A 13,658-nucleotide genomic window follows, 5' to 3' on the forward strand; every position below is an offset into this window, starting at 1 on the left:
GCGGGGGGTCAGCGGCGGGAGCCGACGGCGAAGGCGATGTTCACCACGACGATCCCGAGCCAGACGAGGATCATCGGGCCCCCGCTCGCGCCGGTGATGGCGAAGGCGACCGTGCTGCCGACGCCGAGCACGATGGAGACGATCGCCAGGGCCAGTCGCTGCCCGGCGTCCACGCCCGGCCGGACCCCGGGGGCCTTCGGCTGCCGCTGCGGGACGCGGGCGGCGACCTGTTCCTCCACCCGCCGGTCGATCTCCTGGCCCATCTTGTCCAGGAACCCCTCGATGAGGGAGTCCTCGTACTCGGGACCCAGCTCCCGGCGGGCCTCGACGGCGGCGCGCAGCTCGTCACCGGTGGATGATCTCTTCTCCATGGAGCGAGATATATCGCTTATTTCACCCATTGTCCACGGGAGTCCGGCGTCCACGGGGCCCGGCACCTGCGGGGACCCGCCGCCCGCCGGGGGCCGGCGGTCGACGGCACGGCGTCCGGGACGCGGCCCCTCAGCCCTCCCTGACGTACCGGGTGAGCAGGAACCCCTCGTCCTCCAGGACGTGGGCCAGGCGCAGCCGGGTCGACGAGGCCGGGCCGTGGAGGATCCGGGCGGCGTCCCCGCCGATCATCAGCGGGCTCACCGTCAGGCACAGCTCGTCCACCAGGCCGGCCGCGGCGATCTGGGCGTTGAGCCTCGCCCCGCCCTCGCACAGCACCCGCCCCAGGCCGCGCTCGCCCAGCTCCCCGACCGCCAGGGCGAGGTCCACCCGCTCCCGGCCGGCGACGATCACCTCGGCGTGCCGGGCCGCCTCCTCGCGCCGGCCGCGGGGGGCCGCCTCGCAGGTGACGACGATGGTCCGCGCGTCCGGACCGGCCTCGGCGAAGAGGGGGCCCGACAGGTCCAGCTCCAGGCTCGCGGTGACCACCGCGATCGGCGGGGCGGCCGTACGGCCGGCGCGCAGCGCCTCCCACGACCTCCTGGGCTTCACCGGGCCGTACCCCTCGGCCCGTACGGTCGCCGCCCCGGCCAGGACGACGTCGGCCAGCCCGCGCAGCACCCCGAAGACCTTCCGGTCGCCCCGGCCGGACAGTCCGCCGGACAGCCCGTCCAGCCAGGTCCCGCCGTCGGCGCTGGCCACCATGTTGAGCCGGAGCCACCGGTCGCCGGGGTAGGCGTAGAGCTCCGCGAGCTCCGAGAGGCCGGGGTCGCGGAGCCCGGTGTCCCCGCCGGGGACGGGATGGATGAGACGCATCCCCCTACCCTGGCACACCCTCCGGGTCCCGGCGGTGGCGCAGGACCCGCACCGAGCGCGAGGTCACCGCGACCTTGGAGTCGGCCGGCCAGGACTCCCCGGCCGACCCGCCGGGCCGCTCCTCGGCGGTGTCCAGCACGGACTCCCACCGCCACCCGTATCGTCCCCCGGGGACGGTGAACGTCATGTCCTCGTGGTGGGCGTTGACCAGCAGCAGGAACGAGTCGTCGGTGATCCGCTCGCCGCGCGGACCCAGTTCGGTGATGGCGTCGCCGTTCAGGAAGACCGCGAGCGACTTGGCGTAACCCGTGTGCCAGTCGGAGGCCGTCATCTCCTCGCCCGACGGGGTGAGCCAGACGATGTCGCGTGTGCCGTCGTCGCCCGGACGGCCGTGGAAGAACCGGCGCCGCTGGAGGACGGGGTGCTCACGCCGCAGCCGCGACAGGCTCCGGACGAACTCCAGCAGGTCGCGCTCGCGCCCGGCGAGCGACCAGTCGACCCAGGAGACCTCGTTGTCCTGACAGTAGGCGTTGTTGTTGCCGCCCTGCGTGCGGCCGAACTCGTCTCCGGCGGTGAGCATCGGCACCCCCTGCGAGACGAACAGGGTGGTCAGGAAGTTACGGCGCTGGCGGCGGCGCAGGCGGTTGACCCCCTCGTCGTCCACCGGCCCCTCGGCGCCGCAGTTCCACGACCGGTTGTCGTCGGTGCCGTCGCGGTTGTTCTCGGCGTTGGCCTCGTTGTGCTTGCGGTCGTAGGAGACCAGGTCGTTCAGCGTGAACCCGTCGTGGCAGGTGACGAAGTTGATGGAGGCCACCGGGCGGCGCCCGGAGGAGGCGTACAGGTCGGCCGAGCCGGTCAGCCGGGAGGCGAACTCCGGCAGCGCCGAGCCGTTGCCCCGCCAGAAGTCGCGCACGGTGTCGCGGTACTTGCCGTTCCACTCCGTCCACAGCGGCGGGAAGTTGCCGACCTGGTAGCCGCCGGGGCCGACGTCCCACGGCTCGGCGATCAGCTTCACCTGGGAGATCACCGGGTCCTGCTGGATCAGGTCGAAGAACGCGCTCAGCCGGTCGACGTCGTGCAACTCCCGGGCCAGGGCGGCGGCCAGGTCGAACCGGAAGCCGTCCACGTGCATCTCCAGCACCCAGTAGCGCAGCGAGTCCATGATGAGCTGCAGCGCGTGCGGCGAGCGGACGTTGAGGGAGTTGCCGCAGCCGGTGTAGTCGAGGTGGTAGCGCCGGTCGCCGTCGTGCAGCCGGTAGTAGGCGGAGTTGTCGATGCCCCGGAAGCCCAGGGTGGGGCCCATGTGGTCGCCCTCGGCGGTGTGGTTGTAGACCACGTCGAGGATGACCTCGATCCCCGCCTCGTGCAGCGACCGCACCATCGCCTTGAACTCCATCACCTGCTCGCCGCGCCGGCCCGAGCAGGCGTAGGCGGCGTGCGGGGCGAGGTAGGCGATGGTGTTGTAGCCCCAGTAGTTCGTCAGGCCCCGGGCGACCATGGCGTGCTCGGGCACGAACTGGTGCACCGGCATCAGCTCGATCGCGGTGACGCCCAGGCTCCGCAGGTGCTCGACGACCGCGGGGTGGGCGAGCCCGGCGTAGGTGCCGCGCTGCTCGGCCGGGACGGCCGGGTGGCACATCGTCAGCCCGCGCACGTGCGCCTCGTAGATCACGGTCTGGTGGTACGGCGTGCGGGGCAGCCGGTCGTCGCCCCAGTCGAAGAACGGGTTGACCACCACGTTCTTCGGCATGAACGGGGCGCTGTCGTCGTCGTTACGCGCGGACGGGTCGGTGAAGGCGTAGGCGAACAGCGCCTCGTTCCACTCGACCTCGCCGTCGACGGCCTTGGCGTAGGGGTCGATGAGCAGCTTGGCGGGGTTGCAGCGGTGCCCCTGGGAGGGCTCGTAGGGGCCGTGGACGCGGTAGCCGTACCGCTGTCCGGGCATGACGCCCGGGAGGTAGCCGTGCCAGACGAAACCGTCGGCCTCGGGGAGGTCGATCCGCTCCTCGCGGCCGTCGTCGTCGAACAGGCACAGCTCTACCCGCTCGGCCACCTCGGAGAACAGGGAGAAGTTGGTCCCCGCACCGTCCCAGGTGGCACCGAGGGGGTACGGCTCTCCCGGCCAGATTTCGCGCATGTAGCCCTATTCTCCTCCAATCACACCCTCGTGTGCAGGGTGTCACGGACCCGTGTCCCATTCGCGCCACGAGAGAGGCATGAGGGGAGGCGGACGGCCACGCCGTCGTGGCCCGTCCTCGGCGGCGGCGCCGCGCCCACGGGGGGCTCCCCGGCCGCCCGTTCCTCGCCCCGGTGGGCGGCGGGCCCCGGCCGGGCCGCGGGGACCGGGGGCACGACCCTGGGCGCCCGATCCCCCGCGCGGCGCGCCGCCGGAGAGCTTCCGGCAGAGTCTATGCGCCCGCCCGCGTCCCGCCGCCCGGAAGGAACCGGGCGGCGGGACCGGGCGGACCGGGCGGGACGGCCGTCAGTCCACCAGCTCGGCGTCGAGGGTGATGGTCGTCCCCGCCAGGGCCTTGCTCACCGGGCAGTTCGCCTTGGCGGTCTCGGCGGCGGTCCGGAACTCCTCGGCCGACAGCCCCGGCACCTGGGCGCGGACCGACAGGACGATGCCGGTGATGCCCTCGCCCGGCTGGAAGGTCACGTCGGTCTTGGTGGCGACCGTCTGCGGCGGGGTGCCCGCCTGCGCCAGGCCGTGCGACAGGGCCATCGAGAAGCAGGCGGAGTGCGCCGCCGCGATCAGCTCCTCGGGCGAGGTCTTGCCGTTCGCCTGCTCGGCCCGGGAGGGCCAGGACACGTCGAACGTGCCCACGCCCGAGGTGTCGAGCGAGACGGTGCCCGAACCGTCGAGGAGGGCGCCCTTCCACTGCGTGGTCGCGGTACGTGTCGTCGCCATGGCGATAGTCCTTTCGATCATGGGTGCTACCCGATCGACCCTACTCCGCGCCGCGGGGGCGGCCGGGCCCCGCCGCCCCCGGAAATCCGGCCCCGTCCGTCGCGGGGCCCGGCGCACGTCCGGCTCAGACCCCGGGGCCGGGGGCGCCGGGCGCGGCCGGCCGTACGGCGGCGCGGTCGATGATCGCGTCCAGGTCCAGGCCCGCCGGGAGCGTGCCGAACGCCCGGCCCCCCTCGCCCGCGAGGCGCGAGGCGCAGAAGGCGTCGGCGACGGCCGCGGGCGCGTGCCGCACCAGCAGCGAGCCCTGCAGCACCAGCGCCATGTCCTCGGCGACGGCGCGGGCGCGCAGCTCCGCCTCCTCCGGGTCGGCGAGGGTCTTGCCCAGCCGTCCGGCCGCCTCGTCCAGGCGCCGGTCGGCCCCGGCGGCGAGCGCCACCTCGGCCAGGAAGGCGTCCAGGGCGTCCGGCTCGCGCCGCAGGGCACGCAGCACGTCCAGTGCGGCCACGTTCCCCGAACCCTCCCAGATGCCGTTCAGCGGCGACTCGCGGAACAGCCGGGGCATCTGCGACTCCTCAACGTAGCCGTTGCCGCCCAGGCACTCCATCGCCTCGGCCGCGTGCGCCGGGCCGCGCTTGCAGACCCAGTACTTCCCGGCCGCCAGCGCCGTACGGCGCAGCGCCGCCTCGGCGGCGTCCCCGGCCACCGCCCGGTCGGTGGCGCCGGCCAGCCGGGTCATCAGCGTGGTCGCGGCCTCCGACTCCAGCGCCAGGTCGGCCAGGACGTTGCGCATCAGCGGCTGGTCGGCCAGCCTCCGGCCGAACGCGGCGCGGTGCGCGGCGTGGTGCACGGCCCGGGTCGCGCCGTACCGCATGCCGGCCGCCGAGCCGATCACGCAGTCGAGCCTGGTCATGTTGACCATCTCCAGGATGGTCCGCACGCCCCGCCCCTCCTCGCCGACCGGCCAGGCGAGCGCGCGGTGGTACTCCACCTCGGCGCTGGCGTTCGACTTGTTGCCCAGCTTGTCCTTCAGCCGCATCAGCCGCATGGCGTTGCGGGCGCCGTCGGGCAGCACACGGGGCAGCAGGAAGCACGTCAGCCCGCCGGGCGCCTGGGCCAGGACCAGGAACGCGTCGCACATCGGGGCGGAGTTGAACCACTTGTGCCCGGTCAGGACGTAGGAGCCGTCGCCCAGGGGTTCGGCGCGGGTGGTGCCGGCGCGCACGTCGGAGCCGCCCTGCTTCTCGGTCATGCCCATCCCGGCGAGCACGCCGCGCTTGCCGAGCGGCGGGCGCAGCCCGAAGTCGTAGTGGCCCGAGGCCAGCAGGGGCTCCCACTCGGCGGCCAGAGCGGGGGAGTGGCGCAGCGCCGGGACCGCGGCGTAGGTCATGGAGATCGGGCAGCCGTGCCCGGCCTCGGCCTGGCTCCAGACGTAGAACCCGGCGGCGCGGGCCACGTGGGAGCCGGGCCGGGCGTCGGCCCACGGGGCGGCGTGCAGGCCGTTCTCCACGGCGACCGTCATCAGCTCGTGCCAGGCGGGATGGAACTCCACCTCGTCGATCCGGTTGCCGTAGCGGTCGTGCGTGCGCAGCACCGGCGGGTGTTCGTTGGCCAGCCGTCCCCACTCGGCGGCCTCCTCGGAGCCGGCGAGCACGCCGAGCCGGCCCAGCCCGCCCGCGGCCCAGCCGGCGCCCTCGCGCGTCACGCCTTCGAGGAGCGCCGGGTCGGCCGAGACGTCGTGGCCGGTGAACGGGGGTGCCTGGTTGAAGACCTCGTGGGTCGCGTCAGGGGTCACGGGTGCCTCCGAGGGTGCCGGACCGGCCCTTTCGCCGGGTCCCGGCATCATCTCAAAGCCCTCGCGCGGCCGGTGCGGCGCGGACCTCCTCGCGGTGCCTCCGCTCGGTCCTCCCGCCTCCCGCCTCCCGAGCGACCGGAGGTCCTCGTGCGACTCAGAGCCCCCGGGCGGCGAGCGCGGCGCGGACCTCCTCGCGGTGCTCCGCCAGGCCGGCCAGGCCCGTGGAGGCCCAGTGGCGCACCTCCTCGTCGGGGTCCCCGGTCATCGAGAGGAGCAGTTCCAGCCCCTCGGCGTGGCCCGGCGGCAGGACGGCGGCCAGCGCGGCCGGGTCGGCCTGGGTACGGGTCCAGCCCTCCGCGGTGATGATCGACAGCACCTCGGGCAGCGCGCGCGGGTCGGCCTGGCCGCCGAGCGCGCCGAGCACCGAGCGCAGCACCCGCTCGTCGCCCTCGGTCACGGCCATCCGCCGCAGGATCGACAGCGTCCGCTCCAGGAACGGCCGGTCGTCCCCGTCTCCGTCCGTGTCCGTCCCCGCCGGGGAGGACCCGTGGTCCCTGTGGGCGCCGAGCTGGGACAGCACGTCGGCGGCGAACTCCCGCCTGCGCGGGTCCTCGCTCACGCACAGCTCCGCCGCCGCCTCGAACGTCTCCTCGTCGGCCCGCCCGCCCAGCGAGTCGGCCACCGTCCACCAGGTCTCGGCCTCCTCGTCGAGGTCCCGGTACGGCAGCGCCCGCTCGACCAGGTCCCCGAACGGCACGCGCTCATCGGTCGCGTCCTCCAGCAGGGTCGCGACGGCCGCGTGGCCGCGCTGGCACACGATCTCGGAGGCCCCGCCGTCCGGCCGCAGCGCCGTGACGGTGACCAGGTCGGTGCCGTCCTCGGCGCGGGCGCGGCTCACCGTGAAGCCCGTGAGGTCCGAGTCCTCGGGCGCCCGCTCGGCGAGCTGCTCCAGCAGCGCGCTCTCCAGGTGGGTGCCGAGCCAGTCGTAGGCGATGGACAGGGGCGTGTCGCCCTCGCCGTCGGCCCGGGTGGGGTCGGCCCCGGCGTCCAGCAGGAGGCGCACCACGCCGAGCGCGCCGCGCCGGGTGGCCAGGGTCAGCGCGGTCTCCCCGCCGTCGTTGGCGTCCTCGGCGGAGGCGCCGGCCGTCAGCAGGGCCCGGACGGTCCCGGCGTGGCCGCCGGCCGCGGCCCACAGCAGGGCGGTCCAGCCGTGGCTCTCCCTGCGGCCGGGGTCGGCCCCCGCGGCCAGCAGCGCCTCCACGGTCTCGGTGCGGCCCCAGGAGGCGGCGCCGCACAGCGGCAGACCTTCGTCCTCGCCTCCGCTGATCCGGTTCGGGTCGGCCCCGGCGTCCAGCAGCGCCCGCACGATCGCCGTGCGACCGCCGGTCGCGGCTTGGTAGAGGGCGGTCGTCTCCCCGGCGTCGTCCGGGTCGGGCGAGGCGCCGCCCCGGAGCAGACGCCCGACCTCCTCGGCGTCGTTCCCGGTCACCGCGTCCAGAAGTTCTGCGTACATCCTCCGGATGATAGGCGCCGGACGCGTTCTCCTGCCGCAGAGGGATCCACGGACCGCCTATATCGCGATATGTTGTGTTTCATGAGTGATCCGGGTGCGATGCGAGTCTCCGACGCCGAGCGGGAGGCCGCGGTCGAGCTGCTCCGCATCGCCTCCGTCGAGGGACGGCTCACCCTCGGAGAGCTGACCGAGCGCACCGAGGCCGCCTATACCGCCGTCACCCACGCCGACCTCGCCGTCCTCACCTCCGATCTTCCCTCGGCGCAGGGCCCCGGGCCCGCCCCGGCCCCGGCCCCCTTCCCGGCTCCGGCGCGGCCGGAGGGCGGCCGGGCGCGGCGCTGGCTCGTGGCCGTCATGAGCGAGTCCAAGCGCCGCGGCAAGTGGCGGATCGACCGGGAGCTGGGCGCGGCCGCGGTGATGGGCGAGGTCGTGATCGACCTGCGCCAGGCCGAGGTCCGCACCGACGTGGTCGACATCATCGCCACCGCGGTCATGGGATCGGTGAAGATCATCGTTCCCGACGGCGTGGACGTCGAGATCGACGGCTTCGCGATCATGGGGGAGAAGAAGGTCCAGGTCATCGAGGCTCCCGAGGGCATGCGGGCGCCGCTCGTCCGGGTGCGGGCCTACGCGCTCATGGGCGAGATCAAGGTGGTCGGCGACTCGCGGGCACGCCCGATCGAGAAGGCGTGGGCGGCCTGGAAGGAGCACTGGCAGCGGGCGTACGGCGAGCTGCCGGAGCGGCCGCGGCCGCCCCTGCCCCCGCACGGATGGGAGGACCGCCGGGAGGACCGGTGGGAGCGTCGTGAGGAGCGGTGGGAGCGCCGCGCCCAGAGGCGCGACGAGCGGCGCGACCGCCGCTACTGAGCCTCCGGCCCGCCCTCGGCGCGGGCTCCGGCCGTGCCGTCCGGCCCGTCCCCGGCGCGGGATTCCGCCATGTCGTCCGGCCCCGAGGGCGAATACCCGTCCGGTGGATCCGGATCCCGGTGGGGATCGCGGGACGTGACCCGGAGGCCGGGGATGGACGGCTCGTCCGCGTGGCCGGGTGTGCCGTTCATTGCGGAGAGTAAAGAATTTTATCACGGTGCGATAAAGACGTTGCCCGGGATTTGAGGGTTTAGTCTGCTCTGACCTGGGGAGACGCATAGAGGCCGTCCTTTTCGCGGGCTTGATCACGTCCGTATCGATGACTAGCGTCACACAGAGTGTCCGGCCGCCGGGTCCGAACGGATGCTTCATCCGCATGCCCGGACTAGCCTGGCTCAGGCTGGGCCCTGATGAGTAGTGGTCACGAACGCGCACGTAGCAGGCACCGACGAGGAGTTCTCCCCGATGACGCACAGCCCCCTGACCCGACGCGACTTCTTCCGGCGCACCGGCGCCGGATTCGCCATCGCCGCGGTTCCCGCCCTGCTCGCGGGCTGCACGGCGGTCGACAACGGCACACCCTCCGGGGGAGGAGGCGGACAGGGGACGCTCGACCGGATCAGAGCCGCGAAGAAGATCAAGGTCGGGTTCGCCAACGAGGCCCCGTACGGCTTCCGCGACAAGCAGGGGAAGCTCACCGGTGAGGCCCCCGAGCTGGCCCGCGCCATCTTCAAGAACCTGGGGGGCGTCGAGCTGGAGCCCGTGCTGGTCGACTCGTTCGGCGCGCTGATCCCCGGCCTGTCCGCCGGCCAGTACGACATCATCGCGGCCGGGATGTCCATCACCCCTCCGCGCTGCGGCCAGATCGCCTTCTCCGACCCCGACCACGCCGGCATGAACGCCTTCATGGTCAAGAAGGGCAACCCCAAGGGGATCACCACGTTCAAGACCGCCGCCTCCTCCGGCGCGACGATCGCGGTGCTGGAGGGCGCCATCGAGCAGGAGTACGCCACCAAGGCCGGTGTGGAGCAGGACCGGATCCGGGTCTTCCAGAAGGCCAACGACGCCGTCCGCGGCCTGTCCGACGGCCGGGTCGACGCCGTCGCGCTCACCGCGATCACCCTGCGGTGGGCGCTGAAGGAGAACCCCTCCTACGCCGGGAGCCTGGAGGTGACCGAGGCGTTCGCGCCCGAGGTCGACGGCAAGGAGCAGTTCGCGGCCGGCGCGTTCGGATTCCGCAAGAACGACGGCGACCTGCTGGCCGCGTTCAACGCCGAGCTGAAGAAACTGCAGGACGGCGGCGGCGTCCTGCCGATCGTGGAACCGTTCGGGTTCGGGCAGGCCGAGATCGACAAGGCCAAGGGGCTGACCGCGGCGCAGCTCTGCGCCGCCTGACCGGGTCCCCGTCATGCTCCTGTCCGCAATGGCCGCCGAGCCGGTCCTCGACACGGTCGGCGAGATCTGGCCGTACCTCATGGAAGGGACCTGGGTCACGGTCCAGGTCGCCCTGGGGGCGACGCCGCTCGCCCTGCTGCTGTCCTTCGCCGTCGGGCTGCTGTCGACGTCGCGGCGCCGCTGGATCCGCGGGGCCGCCCGCGGCTACCTGGAGTTCTTCCGCGGCACCTCGGTGATCGTCCAGATGTACTGGATCTTCTTCGCGATGCCCGCGCTCACCGGCTACCGGCTGGACCCGATCCTCGCCGGCGTCCTCGCCGTCGGGCTCAACCTGGGCTCCTACGGGTCGGAGGTCGTCCGGGGCGCGATAGCCGCCGTCCCCCGGGCGCAGTGGGAGGGCGCGCTCGCGCTGAACTTCAGCCCGTGGCAGCGCATGGTCCGGATCATCCTGCCGCAGGCGTGGCGGGGCATGATCCCCCCGCTGAACAACCTGTGGATCGAGCTGATCAAGGCAACCTCCCTGGTCTCGGTGATCTCGGTGTCCGACGTCATCGCGGAGAGCCGGATCCTGCGCAACACCGGATACGACCCCCTCCTGGTGATGAGCCTCGTCATGGTCATCTATCTCGCGCTCGCGATGATCGTCACGCTGGTCATGCGGTTCTTCGAACGCCGCGCCGCCGCCAGGGCCGGCGTCGACGTCCCGCCGCTGTTCGTCAGACGCCGGCGGCCCGCACCGGTGGGAGGCTCCTCGTGAACTGGGACTGGGACTACGCCCTGCGGATCGCCCCGGAGATGCTCAGCCGGGGCCTGGTCGTCACCGCGCAGGCCACCATCGCCGGAGCGGCGCTGGCCTTCGCCCTGGGACTGGTGCTGGCGCTGCTGCTGCGGTCGGAACGGCGCTGGATCGCGACGCCGGTCCGGCTGTTCGTCGAGTTCATCCGCAGCACCCCGCTCGTGGCGCAGCTGTTCTTCGTGTTCTTCGTCTTCCCCAGCGCGCTGGGGATCACGATGTCCGCCCTGACCACCGGCATCCTCGTCCTCGGCGTCCACTACGCGAGCTACACCGCCGAGGTCTACCGGGCCGGCATCGACGGGGTGCCCAAAGGCCAGTGGGAGGCGGCGACCGCCCTGAACCTGCCCCGGTTCCGCGTCTGGACCAGTGTCGTCCTGCCGCAGGCCGTACGGCGGGTCCTGCCGATGCTGGGCAACTACCTGATCGCCGTCTTCAAGGAGACCCCTCAGCTGACGCTGATCACCGTGGTGGACGTCCTGGGCACCGGCCGCATCCTCGCCTCCGGCAGCTACCGCTACCTCGAACCCATCACCATCGCGGGACTGTTCTTCCTGGTCGTGGCGATCCCCGCGTCCATCCTCGTCCGCCGTCTGGAGCGCCGTCTTGCCCAGTGAAACGCACATCGCAGCAGATGAGTGGAAGATCCGCTTCGACAAGGTGGTGAAGCGCTTCGGCTCCCTCACCGTCCTGGACGAACTGGACTTCCACGTCCGCCCGCGCGAGCGGGTCACCCTGATCGGTCCCAGCGGCTCGGGCAAGACGACGATCCTGCGGCTGCTGATGACCCTGGAGAAGCCGACCGGCGGCCTGATCGAGATCAACGGCGAGCCGTTCAGCCACATGAGGAGGAACGGCGGGCTCGTGCCCGCCGACGAGAAGTACCTCCGGCGCGTCCGCTGCAAGATCGGCATGGTCTTCCAGCAGTTCAACCTCTTCCCGCACATGACGGTCATGCGCAACCTCACCGAGGCGCCCGTCCGGGCGCTCGGGCGCTCCCGCGAGGAGGCCGAGGCCAAGGGCGCCGAGCTGCTGGAGCTGGTCGGCCTGGCCGACAAGGCCGACGAGCATCCCCTGCGGCTGTCCGGCGGCCAGCAGCAGCGCGTGGCCATCGCCCGCGCGCTGGCGATGGAGCCGGAGATCCTGCTGCTGGACGAGGTCACCTCCGCCCTCGACCCCGAGCTGGTCGCCGGCGTGCAGTGCCTGCTGCGTGACATCGCCCGCGAGTCCGACCTGACGATCCTGTGCGTGACCCACGAGATGCACTTCGCCAAGGAGTTCTCCGACCGGGTGCTCATGTTCGACCAGGGCCGCATCGTCGAGGACGGCCCTCCCGGGCAGATCTTCGACGACCCTCAGGAGCAGCGCACCCGCGACTTCCTGCAGGCCGTGCTCCAGGCGACCTGACCGGCGCTCCGGACACCGCGCGGCCCGCACCGGCTTGAGGGCGGCGTCCGGGACGGCCCATGCTCAGGCCGGTTCAGGCCCCCGGCCGGTGCCCGTCCTGGTCCGCGCCCGTCCTGATCCGTGTCCGTCCTGATCCGTGTCCGTCCCGGTCCCTTCCGGACCGGGACGGACCCATTTCCGGGAAGATCCATTCCAGGGGCGTGCAACGTCCCGGGACGGCCGGAGCGTAGTGATCGGTGGAAGGTCACCGAGACACCGAGGACGGCGAGTGCGAGACAGAGCCGATTTCGAGCGGTACGTCGAGCAGCGCTCGGCCCGCCTGCTGCAGGCCGCCTACCTGCTGTGCCGCGACTGGGGCACGGCCGAGGACCTGCTGCAGACCGCGCTGGCCAAGGCATGGCTCGCCTGGCGGCGGGTGGGCGACGACCCCGACCCCTACGTCTACCGCATCCTCACCAACACCCACGCCTCCTGGTGGCGGCGCCGCTGGCGGGGCGAGGTGCCCACCGGGGCGCTGCCCGACACGGCGGGGGAGGACCGCACCGGCGAGGTCGGCACGCGCGAGGCCGTACGGCAGGCCCTGGCGGCGCTGCCCGACCGGCAGCGGGCCGTGGTCGTGCTGCGTTACTTCGCCGACCTGCCCGACCCGCGGATCGCCGAGATCCTCGGCTGCTCGGTGGCCACCGTCCGCAGCCAGGCCAGCCGGGCCCTGGCGAAGCTGCGCGTCGATCCCGCGGCGATCGCCGCGACCACCTCAGGGGAGCCGAGTTGACGATCACAGAGCCGGAACTGCGCGAGATCCTGGCGGCCGAGGGCGACGACGGCCACCGCGGGGGCGTGACCGTCGCCGCCGTCGACCGGCGGGTCCGGCGGATCAGACGCCGCCGCGCCGCGGCGCTGGGCGGGACCCTCGCGGCGGGCCTCGCCGCCGTCGCGACGCTCATCCTGCCGGGGACCGGCGCCACCGTCGTCCCCGACGACGTCTGGACCGGCGTCATGGCCCAGCCGACGCCCCGGTACGGCGCCCGCTACGTCGACGATGTCGTTCTAGAGAAGCGGTTCTCCACGATGGGCGAGCGGCTGTCCCTCGACCTGCCCGCGCGGCCGTACGGGACGATGACGCAGGTCGCGGTCCACTGCCCGTTCGGCGCGGAGGTCCTCTACTGGGAGGACGGGAAGTACCGCAACGCCCAGACCTGCCGCGAGGGGCTGGAGGACCGGGAGCGCTCGAAGAGCATGACCATGCTGTTCCCGGAGTCCGAGATCGGGCGGCTGGAGATCGCGGTGGTCCCGCCCGGCTCGGTGCGGCGGCAGGGCCTCCCGTTGGCCGGCGACCGGGACGCCCGGCAGGTCGTCGCGGACGCCCCGAAGACCCGGGCCGACATCAGCGTCACCGTCACGCTCACCCGGACCGAGCCCTGCGACGGCGGCCCCGGCTGCCGCTTCGCCGACGAGATCGGGGTCGGGCCCGTCTGTCCGGGCGCCGTCGTCGTGACGGACCCGCTCGACGGCCGGATCGTCGCGGTGCGCTGCCCCGGGGACGGCCGGGACGGCGCGAAGCCGAGCCCGGGAAGCGGCGGGGACGGCGGCTGAGGCACCGGCCCCTGGTGCCTCGGACTCCGGGATCGCAGGTCTCGGGGCCTCGGGGTACGGGAACCGTCGAGGTTCGCGGGCCCGGCCTCGGCGGGTCCCGGTCTCACCGGGAGGCCAGGCCGAGGTCTCACCGGGAGGCCAG

13 protein-coding genes are annotated in these 13,658 nt (G+C 73.2%); 7 read left to right on the top strand and 6 right to left on the bottom strand.

Annotated features, from left to right (window positions below):
* Positions 1-8 precede the first annotated feature (8 nt).
* The 6 genes from ACFYSC_RS12825 to ACFYSC_RS12850 all read right to left on the bottom strand — a co-directional run bounded on the left by ACFYSC_RS12825 (position 9) and on the right by ACFYSC_RS12850 (position 7,461).
* Positions 9-371 carry a hypothetical protein gene (locus tag ACFYSC_RS12825; protein ID WP_389960514.1) on the bottom strand — a complete coding sequence of 121 codons (363 nt, stop codon included), beginning with the start codon at positions 369-371 and terminating at the stop codon, positions 9-11.
* A gap of 130 nt (positions 372-501) precedes the next feature.
* A complete protein-coding gene (locus ACFYSC_RS12830) occupies positions 502-1,245 on the bottom strand; it encodes a pyrimidine reductase family protein (protein WP_389960516.1) in 744 nt (247 codons plus the stop codon).
* Positions 1,246-1,249: 4 nt separating this feature from the next.
* The gene (gene glgX / locus ACFYSC_RS12835; protein WP_389960518.1) at positions 1,250-3,382 is read right to left on the bottom strand and encodes a glycogen debranching protein GlgX; all 2,133 of its coding nucleotides are present in this window, start codon (positions 3,380-3,382) and stop codon (positions 1,250-1,252) included.
* Positions 3,383-3,727: 345 nt separating this feature from the next.
* Positions 3,728-4,156, bottom strand: coding sequence for an OsmC family protein (locus ACFYSC_RS12840; RefSeq protein WP_389960520.1), 429 nt, complete (start codon positions 4,154-4,156; stop codon positions 3,728-3,730).
* Between the two features lie 124 nt (positions 4,157-4,280).
* Positions 4,281-5,948 carry an isovaleryl-CoA dehydrogenase gene (locus ACFYSC_RS12845; protein WP_389960522.1) on the bottom strand — a complete coding sequence of 556 codons (1,668 nt, stop codon included), beginning with the start codon at positions 5,946-5,948 and terminating at the stop codon, positions 4,281-4,283.
* 154 nt (positions 5,949-6,102) lie between these two features.
* Positions 6,103-7,461 carry an ankyrin repeat domain-containing protein gene (locus ACFYSC_RS12850; RefSeq protein ID WP_389960524.1) on the bottom strand — a complete coding sequence of 453 codons (1,359 nt, stop codon included), beginning with the start codon at positions 7,459-7,461 and terminating at the stop codon, positions 6,103-6,105.
* Positions 7,462-7,542: 81 nt separating this feature from the next.
* Between ACFYSC_RS12850 and ACFYSC_RS12855 the strand changes: the two genes are divergently transcribed.
* The 7 genes from ACFYSC_RS12855 to ACFYSC_RS12885 all read left to right on the top strand — a co-directional run bounded on the left by ACFYSC_RS12855 (position 7,543) and on the right by ACFYSC_RS12885 (position 13,516).
* A complete protein-coding gene (locus ACFYSC_RS12855; RefSeq protein WP_389960526.1) occupies positions 7,543-8,328 on the top strand; it encodes a DUF1707 domain-containing protein in 786 nt (261 codons plus the stop codon).
* A gap of 465 nt (positions 8,329-8,793) precedes the next feature.
* Positions 8,794-9,723 (top strand): ectoine/hydroxyectoine ABC transporter substrate-binding protein EhuB, encoded by a 930-nt coding sequence (gene ehuB, locus ACFYSC_RS12860; protein WP_389960528.1) that lies wholly within the window; start codon positions 8,794-8,796, stop codon positions 9,721-9,723.
* A gap of 13 nt (positions 9,724-9,736) precedes the next feature.
* Positions 9,737-10,480, top strand: a complete 744-nt coding sequence (ehuC, locus tag ACFYSC_RS12865; protein WP_389960530.1) for an ectoine/hydroxyectoine ABC transporter permease subunit EhuC — start codon at positions 9,737-9,739, stop codon at positions 10,478-10,480.
* Entirely contained in the window at positions 10,477-11,133 is a 657-nt protein-coding gene (ehuD, locus tag ACFYSC_RS12870) for an ectoine/hydroxyectoine ABC transporter permease subunit EhuD (protein ID WP_389960532.1), read from the top strand. The genes ehuC and ehuD overlap by 4 nt, the downstream gene beginning before the upstream one ends.
* The gene (ehuA, locus tag ACFYSC_RS12875) at positions 11,123-11,923 is read left to right on the top strand and encodes an ectoine/hydroxyectoine ABC transporter ATP-binding protein EhuA (RefSeq protein ID WP_389960534.1); all 801 of its coding nucleotides are present in this window, start codon (positions 11,123-11,125) and stop codon (positions 11,921-11,923) included. The genes ehuD and ehuA overlap by 11 nt, the downstream gene beginning before the upstream one ends.
* A 268-nt stretch (positions 11,924-12,191) precedes the next feature.
* Positions 12,192-12,695: a SigE family RNA polymerase sigma factor gene (locus ACFYSC_RS12880; protein WP_362929755.1), complete on the top strand. Its 504-nt coding sequence runs from the start codon at positions 12,192-12,194 to the stop codon at positions 12,693-12,695.
* Positions 12,692-13,516 (top strand): hypothetical protein, encoded by an 825-nt coding sequence (locus ACFYSC_RS12885; protein WP_389960536.1) that lies wholly within the window; start codon positions 12,692-12,694, stop codon positions 13,514-13,516. The genes ACFYSC_RS12880 and ACFYSC_RS12885 overlap by 4 nt, the downstream gene beginning before the upstream one ends.
* Positions 13,517-13,658 lie beyond the last annotated feature (142 nt).

It is taken from the genome of Streptosporangium sp. NPDC004379 (genome assembly GCF_042873875.1).
In the GTDB taxonomy this organism is placed as follows: Bacteria; Actinomycetota; Actinomycetes; order Streptosporangiales; family Streptosporangiaceae; genus Streptosporangium.

Coding starts and splice junctions, on each gene's coding strand:
- ACFYSC_RS12825 (WP_389960514.1), bottom strand. CDS start 371: ATGGAGAAGAGATCATCCACCGGTGACGAGCTGCGCGCCGCCGTCGAG.
- ACFYSC_RS12830 (WP_389960516.1), bottom strand. CDS start 1,245: ATGCGTCTCATCCATCCCGTCCCCGGCGGGGACACCGGGCTCCGCGAC.
- glgX (WP_389960518.1), bottom strand. CDS start 3,382: ATGCGCGAAATCTGGCCGGGAGAGCCGTACCCCCTCGGTGCCACCTGG.
- ACFYSC_RS12840 (WP_389960520.1), bottom strand. CDS start 4,156: ATGGCGACGACACGTACCGCGACCACGCAGTGGAAGGGCGCCCTCCTC.
- ACFYSC_RS12850 (WP_389960524.1), bottom strand. CDS start 7,461: ATGTACGCAGAACTTCTGGACGCGGTGACCGGGAACGACGCCGAGGAG.
- ACFYSC_RS12855 (WP_389960526.1), top strand. CDS start 7,543: ATGAGTGATCCGGGTGCGATGCGAGTCTCCGACGCCGAGCGGGAGGCC.
- ehuB (WP_389960528.1), top strand. CDS start 8,794: ATGACGCACAGCCCCCTGACCCGACGCGACTTCTTCCGGCGCACCGGC.
- ehuC (WP_389960530.1), top strand. CDS start 9,737: ATGCTCCTGTCCGCAATGGCCGCCGAGCCGGTCCTCGACACGGTCGGC.